12 protein-coding genes are annotated in these 15,761 nt (G+C 32.8%); 8 read left to right on the top strand and 4 right to left on the bottom strand.

Annotated features, from left to right (window positions below):
- Positions 1–12: 12 nt before the first annotated feature.
- From H1R17_RS04225 to H1R17_RS04210, 4 genes are all read right to left on the bottom strand, one after another.
- A complete protein-coding gene (locus H1R17_RS04225) occupies positions 13–726 on the bottom strand; it encodes a 3-ketoacyl-ACP reductase (protein WP_163431500.1) in 714 nt (237 codons plus the stop codon).
- Positions 727–804: 78 nt separating this feature from the next.
- Entirely contained in the window at positions 805–3,045 is a 2,241-nt protein-coding gene (locus H1R17_RS04220; protein ID WP_163431499.1) for a multicopper oxidase domain-containing protein, read from the bottom strand.
- 4 nt (positions 3,046–3,049) lie between these two features.
- Entirely contained in the window at positions 3,050–3,892 is an 843-nt protein-coding gene (locus H1R17_RS04215) for a DUF3347 domain-containing protein (RefSeq protein WP_163431498.1), read from the bottom strand.
- A 70-nt stretch (positions 3,893–3,962) separates the two neighbouring features.
- A complete protein-coding gene (locus H1R17_RS04210; protein ID WP_163431497.1) occupies positions 3,963–4,307 on the bottom strand; it encodes a hypothetical protein in 345 nt (114 codons plus the stop codon).
- 223 nt (positions 4,308–4,530) lie between these two features.
- Here H1R17_RS04210 and H1R17_RS04205 point away from each other — a divergent pair, with 223 nt between their 5' ends.
- From H1R17_RS04205 to H1R17_RS04170, 8 genes are all read left to right on the top strand, one after another.
- Complete coding sequence (locus tag H1R17_RS04205; protein WP_163431496.1) at positions 4,531–5,445, top strand: sterol desaturase family protein; 915 nt, start codon at positions 4,531–4,533, stop codon at positions 5,443–5,445.
- Positions 5,442–6,080 carry a peptidylprolyl isomerase gene (locus H1R17_RS04200; protein ID WP_163431495.1) on the top strand — a complete coding sequence of 213 codons (639 nt, stop codon included), beginning with the start codon at positions 5,442–5,444 and terminating at the stop codon, positions 6,078–6,080. The genes H1R17_RS04205 and H1R17_RS04200 overlap by 4 nt, the downstream gene beginning before the upstream one ends.
- Positions 6,081–6,149: 69 nt before the next feature.
- Entirely contained in the window at positions 6,150–6,518 is a 369-nt protein-coding gene (locus H1R17_RS04195) for a 3-hydroxyacyl-ACP dehydratase (protein WP_163431494.1), read from the top strand.
- Positions 6,518–7,693: a DUF2062 domain-containing protein gene (locus tag H1R17_RS04190; RefSeq protein WP_163431493.1), complete on the top strand. Its 1,176-nt coding sequence runs from the start codon at positions 6,518–6,520 to the stop codon at positions 7,691–7,693. Before H1R17_RS04195 ends, H1R17_RS04190 begins: the two co-directional genes overlap by 1 nt.
- Positions 7,686–11,330: a 1-acyl-sn-glycerol-3-phosphate acyltransferase gene (locus H1R17_RS04185; RefSeq protein ID WP_163431492.1), complete on the top strand. Its 3,645-nt coding sequence runs from the start codon at positions 7,686–7,688 to the stop codon at positions 11,328–11,330. The genes H1R17_RS04190 and H1R17_RS04185 overlap by 8 nt, the downstream gene beginning before the upstream one ends.
- On the top strand, positions 11,317–12,843 hold the full coding sequence (locus tag H1R17_RS04180) for an NAD(P)/FAD-dependent oxidoreductase (protein WP_220458660.1): 1,527 nt from the start codon (positions 11,317–11,319) through the stop codon (positions 12,841–12,843). Before H1R17_RS04185 ends, H1R17_RS04180 begins: the two co-directional genes overlap by 14 nt.
- Positions 12,836–14,452: a C45 family peptidase gene (locus tag H1R17_RS04175; protein ID WP_163431491.1), complete on the top strand. Its 1,617-nt coding sequence runs from the start codon at positions 12,836–12,838 to the stop codon at positions 14,450–14,452. Before H1R17_RS04180 ends, H1R17_RS04175 begins: the two co-directional genes overlap by 8 nt.
- Positions 14,449–15,735: a phenylacetate--CoA ligase family protein gene (locus H1R17_RS04170; RefSeq protein ID WP_163431490.1), complete on the top strand. Its 1,287-nt coding sequence runs from the start codon at positions 14,449–14,451 to the stop codon at positions 15,733–15,735. Before H1R17_RS04175 ends, H1R17_RS04170 begins: the two co-directional genes overlap by 4 nt.
- Positions 15,736–15,761 lie beyond the last annotated feature (26 nt).

The following is a 15,761-nucleotide window of genomic DNA, read 5'->3' as shown; positions in this document are numbered from 1 at the left end:
AGGAGTTTTTTGTTATGGATTGGTTGAAAAAATCGATCCATTTGCAATAAGGGCTCTGTTTTTCATTTTTAAAATATCTCTAACCCACTCTGCAAAATCTTCTGGTTGCAACACTTTTTCAGGATTACCATCCGTTAAACCACCATCGATACTCATATCAGTAGCAATAGTACTTGGTGTTAAGGTAAAAACACGAATGTTACTTTTGCGCCATTCAGCCATCATAGATTGTGATAAAGAAATTACAGCCGCTTTAGAAGCCGCATAAGCTGACATGTTAGCGCCACCTTTTAAACCCGCTGTAGACGCAACATTTACCACATCGCCACCCGTTTCTTTCATAAACGGATACGCCGCCATAGCCGTGTAATACACACCAAAAAGATTGGTTTGCATTACTTGCTGCCAATTACTGCTGCTCATATCTTCCAGTTTTCCAAACCAGCCTATACCTGCATTGTTCACTAAAATATCAATACCACCTAGTGTTTTAGCCAACTCATTGATGCCTTTTTGAACTTCGGCTTCTATTGCAACATCAAAAATGCTGTAAGTAGCCTCTACGCCTAATTTTTGAAGCTCTTCTACGGTGTTTTTAAGATGTTCTTCGTTTCTTCCTGTAATGCCAATATGAACGCCTTCTTGAGCCAATTGTAAAGCTACAGCCTTACCTAACCCACGACCACCACCTGTAATGATGGCCTTTTTTCCTTTTAATGAAGTCATTTTTTTAAGTTTTATGTACTAAATACAAAGTTCAGAAAATGTATTTTGAAAGTGATTAAAAAACAATTAAAATTTATTTTAATAAACCAATTTCATTCCAACACCAAAGCCCATATCGCTATCGTAATGTGTTCTGATGTGCATGTTTTTGTTCAAGATGTAACTCAATTCTCCCATGTATTCTTTATCAGTATTCCACATAACGCCAGCTCGTACACGTTTTGAGATCGGAATATCTTCTCTCATCAATTGTAAACGCACTTTTCCTGTATGATAAATTTCGGTCTGAAAATCAATCAACATTGGTAATTTGTAAACAAAACCTGCACTGAATAATCCTTTGTTTCGATCGGTTTTTTGACCAAAAATATTCTTCTCTACATTTCCGTGTTCTGCTAACATTTTGTGTTGATTCCAATCAAATCCTACAAAAACTTGCAACCATTGATTTCGATCGATATATCTTCCTAAATGTGTTTCAACTTCATAACCATGATGAGGTTTGTAGCCAATGCTCCATTCAGATGTTAACGCCCAACGTGCATCTTGTACCATCAACATACCATCTAAACCATTTGTTGCGAAATCATTTTCTGCCATTACATGCTTCATATTACTTTCCATTTGCAACATTTTATAGGCATGTTTTTTATTTGGTAAATTAGGATTTTGATAATCTCCAACCGCAAAAACACGGTTCATTCCGCCCATCATGTGATACAAAATATGACAATGGAAAAACCAATCACCTTCTGTATTTGCCTCAAATTCGATGACATTTGTTTCCATTGGCATAATATCCAACACATTTTTCAGCGGAGAATATTCACCATTTTTATTAATCACACGAAAATCGAAACCATGTAAATGCATCGGATGACGCATCATCGAATTGTTGTATAAAGTAATACGTAAAATCTCTCCTTTTTTGACAGGAATTTTATCCGTTTCCGAAAACACTTTGTTATCCATACTCCACACATAACGACTCATATTTCCTGTTAATTCAAAACGCATTTCTTTTACAGGAGCATCTTTTGGGAGTGTTGTGTTTTCAGGTGATTTTAGCATTCCGTAATTCAATGTTGTGATAGTTGATGATGAATTTCCATGCGAAGAATGATCCATTTCACCCATTTCTTGATGATTTTCAGCAGAATCTTTCTTTGATTTCTTTTTCGCTTCACCAGAAATTTCAGGATACATTACAGTATTCATGTCCATTTGCTGCAAGCTCATTTTCATGCCCATATCATTCATTGTTCCATCCATATTCATCATATCGTTCATCATCTTCATTCCTTCAAAATACTTCAATTTTGGAAGTGGTTCCATCAATTGTTTCTTTCCTTCGCCAATAAACAACGAAGCCGAACCTGTTCTATCCTCTGAAGTTGCTTGAAATTCGTACGATAAACCACCTTCGGGAACTGTAACTACAACATCATAGGTTTCAGAAACGCCAATAATCAAACGATCTACATCAATAGGTTCTACATCATTTCCATCATTTGCTACAACCGTGATTTTACCACCTGTATAACGCAACCAAAAATAAGTGGATGCGCCACCATTCGAAATTCGTAAACGTACTTTATCGCCCGCTCTGAATTGTTTTAGTTGACTTTCATTCTGTGCATTTATCAAGAATTTTTCGTAATAAACATCGCTCACGTCCATTGCCAACATTCGCTTCCATTCGTTGGTAAGCTTAGTTTTAAAATGACCTTCGCGAATTGCTTCTGCATAACTTTGTGTGGAACCTTTTTTGATTCCCGACCAATCGTTTGCATTGTGCAACATTCGCTGAATATTTTCTGGCTTTAAATCGGTCCATTCGCTCAACATCACAGGAATTGTAGGTAAATCATCAATTCCTTTTCGAAACGTTAAATCATTTTCGCGTTTCTTCAAAATCATCGAACCATACATTCCAATTTGCTCTTGATAACCCGAATGACTGTGATACCAATGCGTTCCGTTTTGAATTATGGGGAATGTATAGGTATATGTTTCACCTGGTTTAATTCCCATTTGCGTTAACATCGGCACACCATCTTCCTTATTTGGCAACCACACGCCGTGCCAATGTAAAGACGTATCTTCTTTCAGCTCATTATGCACACGAATGACAGCCGTATCGCCTTCGGTAAACTCTAAAGTCGGCATCGGAATTTGACCATTTACCGAAATGGCTCTTTTGTCTTTTCCAGAAAAATTAACAATGGTATCACGTACATATAAATCGTATTCCACACGTTTTTGTGCATGTAAAGTGAACGAAAAACAAACAATTACTAGTAAAATGAACTGTTTCATGCTGCTATTTGTTAATGGTTTCAATAGTGCTGCCACATGTTAACATTTTATTTCCATAGAAAGGATTTTTAATACTTTCATCTTTGCTTAACCAATTAGAACCTCCATTAAACATAGGGCATGTTTGATAATAAACCGTGTAACCCAAATGTGCTTTTTGCGCCAATTTGTACATAGGTTCTGATAATTTTGAGAAAATTACGCGTTGCTTCTCAATATTTTTTTCTTGACTTAACTGATGTGAAGTTGTTTCTAGATCTTTTAAAATTTCCATCCAAACCATATGAGCATCATGTGAAAGTTTACCCATTTCTACAGCAGCTAGTGCTTTAGAAAATACTGTAATTTGTTTTGAAACATCACTATCATTTGCTTTTACAAAAGCATCTTTTAATGAAAAGTAAGAATCAAAAAAAGGTGTTAATTGATTTTGTTGTTGAGAAGATTCGGTTTTATTATGATGAGAATGATTCATTTCCTGATGATTCATCACCATTTTTTTATCACGAGGATATTGGCATTCTTTATCCAATTTTGCATAAGCCTCATCAGGAGCCATATATTCTGCATTATCAAAACCTGCTAAGGCAATTTTTTTCAAAATTTCACTTGTACTGGTTTTGTTCTCATTGTAGGTAATAGTTGCTGTTTGTGAAGAAGCATCGTAGTTTACAAGGGCGATGTTTTTTTGGTTTCCTGCTTTTTCAATCGTGTTCTTTGCTAAATCACACTTAGATTTAACTAAGAATTGCTCTGTTTTTTTGTTTTTAATTGAATTTTGAGAATTAACTTGTGTAGGGTAGGTTAGTAGTGTACTTAACAAGCCCATTATATATAAAAAGTTCATGTTTGTTTAAATTTAAATGATACAATAACGCGTCTTTTCTTTTTAAAAAGACACAATTTTGGCTATACAATTATAAATTTAAACTTATTTTGGGAGGTTGCCAAACAGAAAAATGAGGCATTGCTAAAAAAGAAATTATAGTTGTATTAACTTCTTTTTCAGTTATTTGCGATTTAATTAATGGAGAATAATCAGCTGATTGAAGAATTGCTACTGATGCGTTAAAAGTGAAATTGCAACATTGTTCATTGCTACAGGTTTTTACTTTTTTGCAACACGCTTTTTCTTTGCTGATACTTTTACAACATGTCTTGGTCTCAGTAGTAATCTCATGCAAAACAGTACCAAATGATTGATGTGTAATCAAAAATAAGGTAAGTATGCTGATTATTACTATTTGAATCCTTTTTAACATAATGCAAATTTAAGTAAAGTTAGTAGGTTACATATTCTATTGGGCATTTTTTAACATTGATGCAACAATTATTTCGCAATATTTTTTCATAATTAAGCGTTTATTTATAAAATTTAGACAATTGATAATTTTAGAATGTAAATAACTATTTGTTTCATAAGTAGTTGTATATTTATAAAATAAATAACAATAATGTAGTAGTATTCATTAATAAGCAAGAAATATGGATTGGTTGTTTGGAGCACCTAAAATACCGTTTGAACATGTAACACATCTTGAAAAGCAATCAGGAGATTTAATTGTGTATGCCATACCATTCATGGCTTTTTTTACCTTGCTAGAAATTTGGTATTCATGGAAATCAAACAAGCAAAACTACAATACCAATGAAAGTTTGGGGTCTTTATTTGTGGGTTTGGGCAATGTAGCTATTAATCTATTTTTTAAGCTTGCTTTTATTTACGGAGCTATTTATGTTTATAATTTGGTGCCTTGGCGCATGGAATTAAATTGGTGGACGTTAATACCTTGTTTATTAATTTACGATTATTGCAGTTATGCAGCGCATTATGTGTCGCATTTTAACCGTTTTTTCTGGGGTACGCATGTTATACATCATAGTGCTGATAATTATAATTTAACTGTTTCATTTCGATTAAGTTGGGTACAGCATTTTAAATTGGTTTTCTTTTTGCCTGTGGCTTTGTTGGGGTTTCATCCCATCATCTTTTTTGTGGTGAATCAAATTTCGGTTTTGTTTCAGTTTTGGCAACATACAGAGTACATTGGAAAAATGCATCCTTGGATAGAAAAAGTAGTTGTAACACCTTCTAATCATAGAGTACATCACGGATCTGATGAGAAATACATTGATAAAAATTTTGGTGCCATCTTTATATTTTGGGATTTTATCCATAAAACCTATCAGCCAGAGGAAGAAAAACCAACTTATGGTTTAACCACTAAAATTGAACATAAATTGAACCCATTACATTTGAATTTTCATGAGTATGAAGATATGTATGCTGATGTTAAGAAAGCCAAAACATTTAAAGAAAAATGGTTTTATGCCTTTGGAAGCCCCGGTAAAATAGCACGTGCAAAAAAGGAAAAAGATAATGTTGAAGCTGTTTTATGAAAAGAATCAGCATTTTAATATTTCTTTTTTTAGTTCAAACTATTGTAATAGCTCAATCAAAAAAAGTGTTGTTTGAAACCAATTATGGTTCGTTTAAGGTTGTCTTGTATGATTTTACACCACATCATCAACAATTGTTTCTTGATGCTATAAAAGATGATGTTTACAAAGACGCTTTTTTTAATAGAATTATTGAAGGATTTGTAGTTCAAGGAGGCATGCACGATGATGAAATAGCACAAAGAGAGGGTGGTTTGCCCGAAAATGAAAAGAAACGATTACCAGCTGAATTTGATTCAAGAGCAATTCATAAAATAGGAGCATTAGGAGCGGGGAGAGATGTTAATGAGCAAAAAGCGTCTTTTTTAAATCAAATTTATTTTGTGGTTGGGAAAAAAGTTACTCAAGAAGATTTAGATGTTGTGCAAACTAAAAAAGGAATTACGTACACAGCAGAACAGCAATATCAGTATTTAAATAAGGGTGGTTTACCTAGATTAGATGGAGATTATACTGTTTTTGGAGAAGTTTATGAAGGGTATGACGTTTTAGAACAAATTAGCAAAGTACGCACCAACGTAAAGGATGCACCTTTGCGCGCTATTTCATTTTCTGTATCAGAGATTAACGAGTAAAGTGATTAAAAAAATAGCTTTCTAAAAGATTTAAAATAAATCGCTAATTTTGCCCTTTAAACATTTGCTATGTTACTACCTGGGTTTTACAAAATTTTAAATATACATTCTACCAACAATCAACTGCAAGCTGTAATACAGCTTAATGCGGCACATGAGGTTTTTAAAGGTCATTTTCCTAATAACCCTGTAACACCAGGCGTTTGTATGTTGCAAATTTTCAAGGAGTTAACAGAGCAAACTACAAATAAAACATTGTTTATTAAAGAGTGTACCAATGTAAAATTCATGGCAATTATTAATCCTGAAGTACATTCAGACTTAAAAATAGTAATTGATTTTACAGATGCATCATCTACTATAAAAATAAAAGCATCAGCAAGTTTTGATGAAACAACCGCTTTAAAAGTAAGTGCTGTATTAAGCGAACAACTGTAATGAATACCCCAAAAACATCTCATAAAAAATGGTGTGTACTTATACCAACGTACAACAACGCTAAAACGTTACAGCGTGTTGTAAATGGTGTGTTGCATTACACAACAGATGTTTTTATTATTAATGATGGAAGTACCGATGATACTACCAACATTCTAAAAGAATATGAGCATTTACATGTGCTACAGTACACCCAAAATAAAGGAAAAGGTTATGCCTTGCAGTTAGGTTTTAAAGAGGCTTTAAAAAATGGTTTTGATTATGCAATTACCATTGATTCTGATGGGCAACATTACCCAGACGATATTCCTGTTTTTTTAGAAGTATTAGAACAAAGCAATACACCTATTTTATTAATTGGTAGTAGAAACATGACGCACGAAAGTGTCCCTAAAAAAAGTAGTTTTGGCAACCGATTTTCTAATTTTTGGTTTCGATTTGAAACAGGAATTACTTTAAACGACACGCAATCGGGCTATCGTTTGTATCCTTTGCATTATCTACCTAAACGTTTCTTTACCAAGAAATTTGAGTTTGAAATTGAAGTTATTGTACGTGCCGCTTGGAAAAATATTACAGTTAAAAACGTTCCCATAAAAGTATTGTATGATGCTAATGAACGTGTTTCGCATTTTCGTCCGTTTAAAGATTTTACTCGAATTAGCATCTTAAATACCGTTTTGGTCACCATTGCTATTGGCTACATAAAACCAATGAATTTTTTCAGAAAACTGAAAAAAAAAAGCTTTAAATCTTTTATAAAAGAAGACATCCTACAAACACAAGATAGCAATAAAGTAAAAGCTTTATCATTAGCAATGGGTGTTTTTATTGGTATTATTCCTGCTTGGGGTTTTCAATCGTTTCTTTCTATTTTTTTAGCTTCCATTTTTCGTTTAAACAAAGCCATTTCGTTTGTGGGTTCAAATGTGAGCATTCCGCCCATGATTCCTTTTATTGTTTTAGGATCATTAGAAATTGGTGGCTTTTTTATTCCTAACGAACATCCAATATCATTAGATTTTGATGACATTACTTTTGAATCTATTCAGGTACATTTAGTGCAATACTTAATTGGAAGTTTTATTTTAGCTACTTTTACTGCCTTAATATTAGGTTTTATTTGTTATTTAGTATTGAATTTTTATACCAGAAAAGCGACTAAAAATGTTTAACGGATTTTATTATCTTTTTCAAAACATAAAAAAATACCCCAAAGCAACACTATTGTTTTTTTTGTTGTTCTTGGTTGGCGCGGTGTTTATTGTTCAAAAAATTACTTTTAATGAAGATATAACACGTATTATTCCTAAAAATAACATCGATAAAAACACTACGCAAATTGTAAGCGAAATGTCGTTTACTGACAAAGTTTCTGTTATTTTTAAGAAAAAAAACAAAGCAACAAATGAAGACATAACGCATGCCGCCCAAACTTTTGTTGATACACTTCCGCTAGCTAAAAATTATTATCAATCGATTCAAGGAATTGTTGATGAAGATTTATTTCAACAATCGTTTGCTTTTGTTTACCGTAACTTGCCTTTATATTTAAACGAAAATGATTATCAAATCATTGATTCAAAGTTAAATACAGATAGTATTTCAGTTCAATCGCAACGAAACGTTGAATTATTAACAGGCGGAAATGCTAATTTTATGAAGGATATTGTAGTAAACGATCCTTTACAAATTTCTTTTTTAGCATTAAAAAAACTACAACAATTTCAAGGTTCCAACGATTATACTTTTAAAGATGGATTTCTGTTTTCTAAAAACGATGAAAAAATTGTGTTGTTCATCAATCCAAAATTCGGTGGAAGCGAAACCAAACACAATGAAATATTTGTCAATCAACTAAATGATATTAAACGTATTGTAGAAAAATCGAATCCAAATATTGAAGTAATGTATTTTGGATCTCCTTTTATTGCAGTTGCCAATGCGCAACAAATAAAACACGATATTTTTACTACGGTAGTCATATCTGTTTCGGCGTTAATGTTAATGCTCATTTTTTATTATCGCAATATTTGGGTGCCTATTATTGTTATGATTCCTTCTATTTTTGGAGGATTATTTGGCTTGGCATGTTTGTATTTTTTAAGATCTGAAATCTCTGCCATTTCCTTATCAATTGCCGCTATTTTAATTGGTATTACCATTGATTATGCCTTGCATTTTTTAACGCATTCTAAAAGCAACCAAAATACGCAGCAATTATTTAAAGATGTTACCAAGCCTTTGTTAATGAGTAGTACCACAACAGCCATTGCGTTTTTGTGTTTGCTTTTTGTACATTCTGATGCTTTGGTTGATTTGGGGATTTTTGCAAGTATATCGGTGGTGGCTACTGCTGTATTTACCTTAATTATTCTGCCTCATATTTACAAAGGAAAAGCTATTAAACACAGCCATATTATTGATAAAGTAGCGCAATATCCTTTTGAGAAAAACAAAGTACTCATTAGTGTAACGTTACTTTTAGTGATAATAAGTGCTTTTACGTACCATAAAGTTACGTTTGATGGTAATTTGGCAAAGATTAACTTTATGCCTAAGGATCAAGAAGCGGCTGAGAAAGAGTTATACCATGATCAAGAAATAGCCAAAAATCTTTTTGTTGTTGCATATGATACCAATGAACGTAATGTGTTGCAAACCAACAACGCTATTTACGAAAAATTACAATCGATGGATTTGGTTGATCATGTGCAATCGGTAAGCAGTTTAATTCCTTCAGAAATCAATCAACAAAAGGCTATTAAACGTTGGCAACAATTTTGGAATACCGAAAAAACAAATCAAACCATACAAACCATAGAAAATCAAAGTGTAAAAAATGGTTTTGTAGAAAATACACATGCTGCATTTTATAAGGCATTACAAAAGAACTATCAAACCATTAGTTTAGACACTTTAAAGCGACTAAATCCGCAAATTTATCATGAGTTTGTACATGGAAAAAAGCAACATCTTTTATCGACGATTGTTACCTTAAAACCCGAAAACAGAGATGCTTTTGTTGCAAATTTCAATAAAGAATTTAAAAACAAAAACGCGCTGGTTATTGATAGACAAGCTTTAAACGAGCAATATTTAGGTTATTTGGTTAACGATTTTAATGATTTAGTAACCTATTCATTTATTGCTGTTTTTGGTATTCTGTTTTTGTTTTACCGAAGAATTGAATTAGTAATAACAGCCGCAATTCCTATTGCTTTAACCGGTTTTATTACTACGGGTATTATGGGTTTACTAAACATTCCGTTTAATATTTTTAGCACTATTGTTTGTACGTTGGTTTTTGGTCATGGCATTGATTTTACCATATTTATGACCAGCGCTTTGCAAAAACAGTATACCGATGGCAAAAATGAGATGCCTATTTACCGAACATCGATTATTTTGGCGGTATTAACCACCATTTTAGCAATTGGTGCTTTGGTTTTTGCACAACATCCTGCGTTAAAATCAATTGCTTCTATTGCGCTTATTGGAGTTAGTGTTGCTGTGTTGGTGACTTTTGTATTGTATCCTCTTTTGTTTCAATTTCTGTTTTTTAATCGAGTAAAAAAAGGACTTTCACCTGTTACATTATGGCTTGTAATACAATCAGTTATCATGTTTACGTATTACATTTTTGCTAGTTTATTGGTGTCGATTTTTATGCGTTGCTTTTTCTGGATTTTACCTTTACCAAGGCAAAAAAAATGGAAGCTTTTTAGCAAAATAATGTCGGTTTATATGAAATCGGTATTGTCTTTAAAACCAAGCGTTAGTAAAAAAGTCATTCATAAAGAACGTTTCAATCAGCAATCGGTTATTATTTCAAACCACACGTCGTTTTTAGATTCGTTAACTATTGGCATGGCACATCCTTATATTGTTTACATTGTGAACGATTGGGTTTATAAATCGCCTGTTTTTGGTAGGGCAGTAAAGTTTTTAGGTTTTTACCCAGCAACAAAAGGCGTAGAAAAAGGATTAACACCTTTGGAAGAACGTATTGGAACCGATTTTTCTGTTATGATATTTCCTGAAGGAACGCGTTCTACAACAACAGAAATAGGTCGTTTTCATAAAGGAGCCTTTTTTATGGCTGAAGAATTGAATTTACCTATTCAGCCTGTGTACATTCACGGAAATGCTGATTTATTACCTAAAAACGATTTTATCATTTACGATGCTCCTTGTCATGTATACGTAGGTGAGCCTATTGCTTTGACTGATGATCGTTTTGGATCAAACTACTCAGAAAGAACCAAAAAAATAAGTGCTTTTTTTAAAGCTGAATACAGTAAAATTCGTTTACAAGCCGAAGATGAAAATTATTTTAAGCAAAAACTGTTTTTAAACTTTTTGTACAAAGAAGGCAACATTTTGCAAATGGTAAAAACCGATTTTAAAAAGCACAAAACAATTTACCATCGTTTGTTTACTTTAATAAGTGATAAAGCTCAAATTGCGCACATAACATCCAATTTTGGTCAGGTTGATTTTCTTTTGGCAAATCAATTTCCAACCCGAAAAATAACCACTTTTAATATCAATCTAGAAAATAGATCAATTGCAAATGCAAGTTATATTGTTCGTAAATTCAATGTGAAATATACTGATGTAATTGATGATATTTGGAAAAAAGCAGATGTAGCTGTGTTGTCTCATTTAAACGAATTTAACACCGAAATTCCTTCTCACATTCATCAAATTATTACGGTTTGTTGTACTTTTAGTGAAAATTTCAATGGTTTTAAAGAAATCATTCATGAAGGGCAACTAAAAATGTATCAACGTATTGAAACCAATTAAAACATACGATGTTGTTGTAATAGGCAGCGGCTTGGGCGGTTTGGTGACTGCTTTATTATTGGCGCAAGAAGGCAAAAGCGTTTGTGTTTTAGAAAAAAACAATCAATACGGAGGCAATTTACAGACTTTTGTTCGCGATAAAACTATTTTCGATACAGGTGTTCACTACATTGGTGGTTTAGATAAGAATGAAAATTTAGGTCGATATTTTTCGTATTTAAATATTTTAAACGACTTAGAACTAACGCCTTTAAACAAAAATCAATTTGATTGCATTAGTTTTGGATCTGAAAAAATTTTATATCCGCAAGCGCAAGGATATGCTAATTTTATTGATCAATTAGTTGTTTTTTTTCCAGAAGAAAAAGAAGCATTACAAAAATACATTGACACTATTCAGTGGTATTGCCAACAATTTCCTTTGTACAATTTGCAACAAGGTTTTGGTTACAATGAAGAAGTAATGCAACAATCGGTTGAAAAGGTAATGAATAGCATCACCACAAATAAAAAACTGCAAGCTGTGTTGTTAGGAAATGGCTTTTTAAGTGCTTTAAATGTTACCGAAACGCCTTTTTACGTACATGCTTTAACTGTGAATTCTTACATACAAAGTGCTTGGCGTTGTGTAAAAGGGGGCAGCCAAATTACCAAAGCTTTTATAAAGCAATTGCGTCATTTTAATGCCGATTTGTTTAAACATCAAAAAGTTGAGAAGCTTCATTTTAACGGAAGTACATTAGAAAGTTGCGAAACACACAATACTATTTACAAAGCAAACCAGTTTGTTTCTGATATTGATGTACAGCAATTATTTTCTATGTTTTCTACTGAAAATAAACAAAAACCATATGTAAAACGCATTCAGCAACTACAAAATACATTATCGGTTTTTTCGGTTCATTTGGTTTTAAAACCTAAAACGATTGATTATTTTAACCATAATATTTATCATTTTGAAGAAGTAAACGATGCTTTTTCTTGTCGTAATAATTGGCAAGCATCTCGACCAAAGATGATGGTTATTACAACAAATCCACATACAAAAAACGATGTTTTTGCGCAAAGTATTTCGTTAATGACGTATATGGATTACGAAAAAGTACAGCAATGGCAAGACACTTTTAATACAGTAAATTACGAAAGTGAAAGAGGTAATGATTATCAGTTCTTTAAAGACGAAATAGTAGATAACATGTTAACTATCTTAACAAAATATTTCCCCGATATTCGTTCGCAAATACAATCGGTTCATACATCTTCGCCATTATCTTACCGTGATTATATTGGTTCTACAGATGGTTCTATGTATGGCTTTGAAAAAAGTGCACAACAGCCTTTAAAAACATTGATTTCGCCCAAAACAAAAATTGATAATTTATTTTTAACAGGTCAAAATATTCGTTTGCATGGTATTTTAGGAGTCACTATTACGGGCTTTTTAACGGTTGGCGAAATGCTAGGCAAGGAATATTTTTTTGATAAGGTTTTTAAAAAAGTAGGTTATGAATAAGTATTTTTGGTACATCATAATCGTTTCTTTCTTGGTAAGTTGTGGCGGAATTCATCATTTAAAAAGTGAATCAAAAACATACCAAACTAATTTGCAAGACCAAACCATTGCGCTTACTAAGTTTGATGTTTTAAATAAATCTGAAAACGGCAATTGGCAATTACGCTTGCAAGGAAATCCTTACGAATTAGGCTACAAAAAAGGATTATTAACTAAAGATTTGTATCAAAATCAAGAGCGCGTTTTTTTTGATAAAGTAGCCGAAATCGTTCCAAATCCATCCAAACAAAAACAAATGTTGAAGTTTTTAAAATGGTATAATCGTACTATTTTAGACCATACGCCCATATCTTTAAAAGAAGAATTATTTGCTCTATCTTCTTTTGCTACAAATGAATACGATGATTTAGGAACCAAATTTGAGCGTAATCTTTTATTGCACAGTTCACATGATATTGGGCACGCCATGCAAGATTTAATGCTAGTAGGCTGTTCGTCTATTGCTTTGTGGGGTCAATATACCGAAGATGGAAATTTACTAATTGGTCGTAATTTTGATTTTTATGTAAACGATGCCTTTGCGCAAAACAAAATAGTAGAGTTTATTAGTCCCGATAAAGGTTACAAATATGCATCGGTTACTTGGCCAGGCATGATTGGTGTGGTTTCGGGTATGAATGAAAAAGGTTTAACGGTTACTTTAAACGCAGGTAAATCGTCCATTCCGTTAAAAGGTAAAACGCCTGTTTCTATTGTGGCGCGCTATATATTGCAACATACCAAAAACATTGAGGAGGCTGTAAAATTGGCGCAAACTTTTGAAGTATTTGTATCTGAATCGATTTTAATTGGAAGCGCCCAAGATAACAAAGCCGTTGTAATTGAAATCAGCCCTAAAAAGTTTGATGTTTTTGAAGCCAATAATGGTAAATTAATGTGTACCAATCATTTTCAATCTGCTGCATATCAATCTGATAAGCGCAACCAAGATCATATAGAAACATCACATTCTTATTATCGATTACAAAAATTAGAAGAATCTCTTCAACAAGAAAAAACGTATCAGGTAAATGATGTTTTGCACATTTTAAGAGATGTTTCGGGTTTAAACGAAAAAAATATTGGGTTAGGTAATGAAAAATCATTGAATCAATTAATTGCACATCACGGTATTATTTTCAAACCAAAAGAAGGCATGATGTGGGTTTCTAATAATCCGTATCAATTAGGTGCTTTTGATGCGTATAATTTAAATGACATCTTTGCAAATAAAGAACTGAAGCCTATTAAAAAAGATGAATTAAAAGCTGATGATTTTCTGTTGAGTGATGCTTATAAGAAAATTCAGGTCTTTAAAAATTTAGAGCCTTTATTTTTCAACGCTATAAAAAACAAGAGTGTATTACCTGATGATATTCTGACTAATTTTGAGCAATCAAACCCAGAATTTTGGCTTACTTATAAACTATTAGGCGATTATTACAACGCGCAGAAAGATTATCAGAAAGCATCAAAAGCATATGAACAATCGTTAACAAAAGAAATTAGTTCTGAAAACGAAAGAAATAATGTGCTTAAAAAATACCAAAAAGCGACTAAAAAGTTATGATACCAGAAATTGAAACCAAAAGTTTAGCAGAAATAGAAGCGTTGCAAAATACATTATTGCAAAAGCAAATAGCATATTTAATGCAACATTCTCCCTTTTACCAACGTAAGTTTAGAGCAGAAAATATTGATGTTAAAAGCATACAAACAATTGCCGATTTGCAAAAAATATCGGTAACCACAAAAGCCGATATACAACTTTACAACAATGATTTTTTCTGTGTTGATAAATCGCAAATTCTTGATTATGCAACCACTTCGGGCACATTGGGTGACCCTGTAACCTTTGGCTTAACCGATAACGATTTAGAACGTTTGGCTTACAATGAAATGCTTTCTTTTCAATGTGCTGGTGTTCAAAAAGGCGATTTAGTACAATTAATGACAACCATGGATCGCCGATTTATGGCTGGTTTGGCTTACTTTCTTGGTTTGCGTAAATTAGGTGCTGGTATTGTGCGTGTTGGCGCGGGCGTTCCTACTTTACAGTGGGATTCTATTTTAAGATACCAACCCAAATACTTAATTGCTGTCCCGTCGTTTCTTCTAAAAATGATTGATTATGCTCAAGAAAATAATATCGACTATAAAAATTGCTCGGTTAAAGGTGTTATTTGTATTGGCGAGGCTTTGCGTACAACCAACCTAGAACCTACTTTGTTGGCGCAACGCATTCAAGAAAAATGGAATATCGAGCTTTTTTCAACCTATGCATCCACAGAAATGAGCGCTGCTTTTACAGAATGTGCATTGTTTCAAGGCGGTCATCATCATCCTGAACTTATTATTACCGAAATTGTTGATGAAAACAACCAACCTGTTGCAGATGGCGAATTAGGCGAATTAGTGGTAACTACCTTAAGTGTTGAAGCCATGCCTTTGTTGCGATTTAAAACGGGAGATATGTTGCGTAAACACACCCAAAAATGTAATTGTGGTAGAAATACCTATCGTTTAGGTCCGGTTGAAGGCAGAAAACAACAAATGATAAAATACAAAGGAACTACATTGTATCCGCCGGCTATGCACGATGCTGTGGCACATTTTAACGAAATTAAACTACATCTTATCGAAATATCTTCCAACGATATTGGTACCGATGAAATTTTGATTCGTATTTTTTCTGAAGATACATCTGAAGAATTCTCAAACAAATTGAAAGATTATTTTAGAGCAAGATTACGCGTAACACCGCAAATAGTTTTTGAAGAAGAGTTAACTTTGCAGAAAATTATTTTTGACCCCTTAAGTAGAAAACCCATAACTTTCATTGATAAAAGATAGCAACTTTTTATCTTTGAAACAAAAAA

Origin of the sequence: Flavobacterium sp. xlx-214 (assembly GCF_013874595.1) — a bacterium.
Classification (GTDB): domain Bacteria; phylum Bacteroidota; class Bacteroidia; order Flavobacteriales; family Flavobacteriaceae; genus Flavobacterium.
The sequence above is the reverse complement of the archived record's forward strand: the minus strand, read 5'-3'. Positions and strand labels throughout refer to the sequence as shown.

Coding starts and splice junctions, on each gene's coding strand:
- H1R17_RS04225 (WP_163431500.1), bottom strand. CDS start 726: ATGACTTCATTAAAAGGAAAAAAGGCCATCATTACAGGTGGTGGTCGT.
- H1R17_RS04220 (WP_163431499.1), bottom strand. CDS start 3,045: ATGAAACAGTTCATTTTACTAGTAATTGTTTGTTTTTCGTTCACTTTA.
- H1R17_RS04215 (WP_163431498.1), bottom strand. CDS start 3,892: ATGAACTTTTTATATATAATGGGCTTGTTAAGTACACTACTAACCTAC.
- H1R17_RS04210 (WP_163431497.1), bottom strand. CDS start 4,307: ATGTTAAAAAGGATTCAAATAGTAATAATCAGCATACTTACCTTATTT.
- H1R17_RS04205 (WP_163431496.1), top strand. CDS start 4,531: ATGGATTGGTTGTTTGGAGCACCTAAAATACCGTTTGAACATGTAACA.
- H1R17_RS04200 (WP_163431495.1), top strand. CDS start 5,442: ATGAAAAGAATCAGCATTTTAATATTTCTTTTTTTAGTTCAAACTATT.
- H1R17_RS04195 (WP_163431494.1), top strand. CDS start 6,150: ATGTTACTACCTGGGTTTTACAAAATTTTAAATATACATTCTACCAAC.
- H1R17_RS04190 (WP_163431493.1), top strand. CDS start 6,518: ATGAATACCCCAAAAACATCTCATAAAAAATGGTGTGTACTTATACCA.
- H1R17_RS04185 (WP_163431492.1), top strand. CDS start 7,686: ATGTTTAACGGATTTTATTATCTTTTTCAAAACATAAAAAAATACCCC.
- H1R17_RS04175 (WP_163431491.1), top strand. CDS start 12,836: ATGAATAAGTATTTTTGGTACATCATAATCGTTTCTTTCTTGGTAAGT.
- H1R17_RS04170 (WP_163431490.1), top strand. CDS start 14,449: ATGATACCAGAAATTGAAACCAAAAGTTTAGCAGAAATAGAAGCGTTG.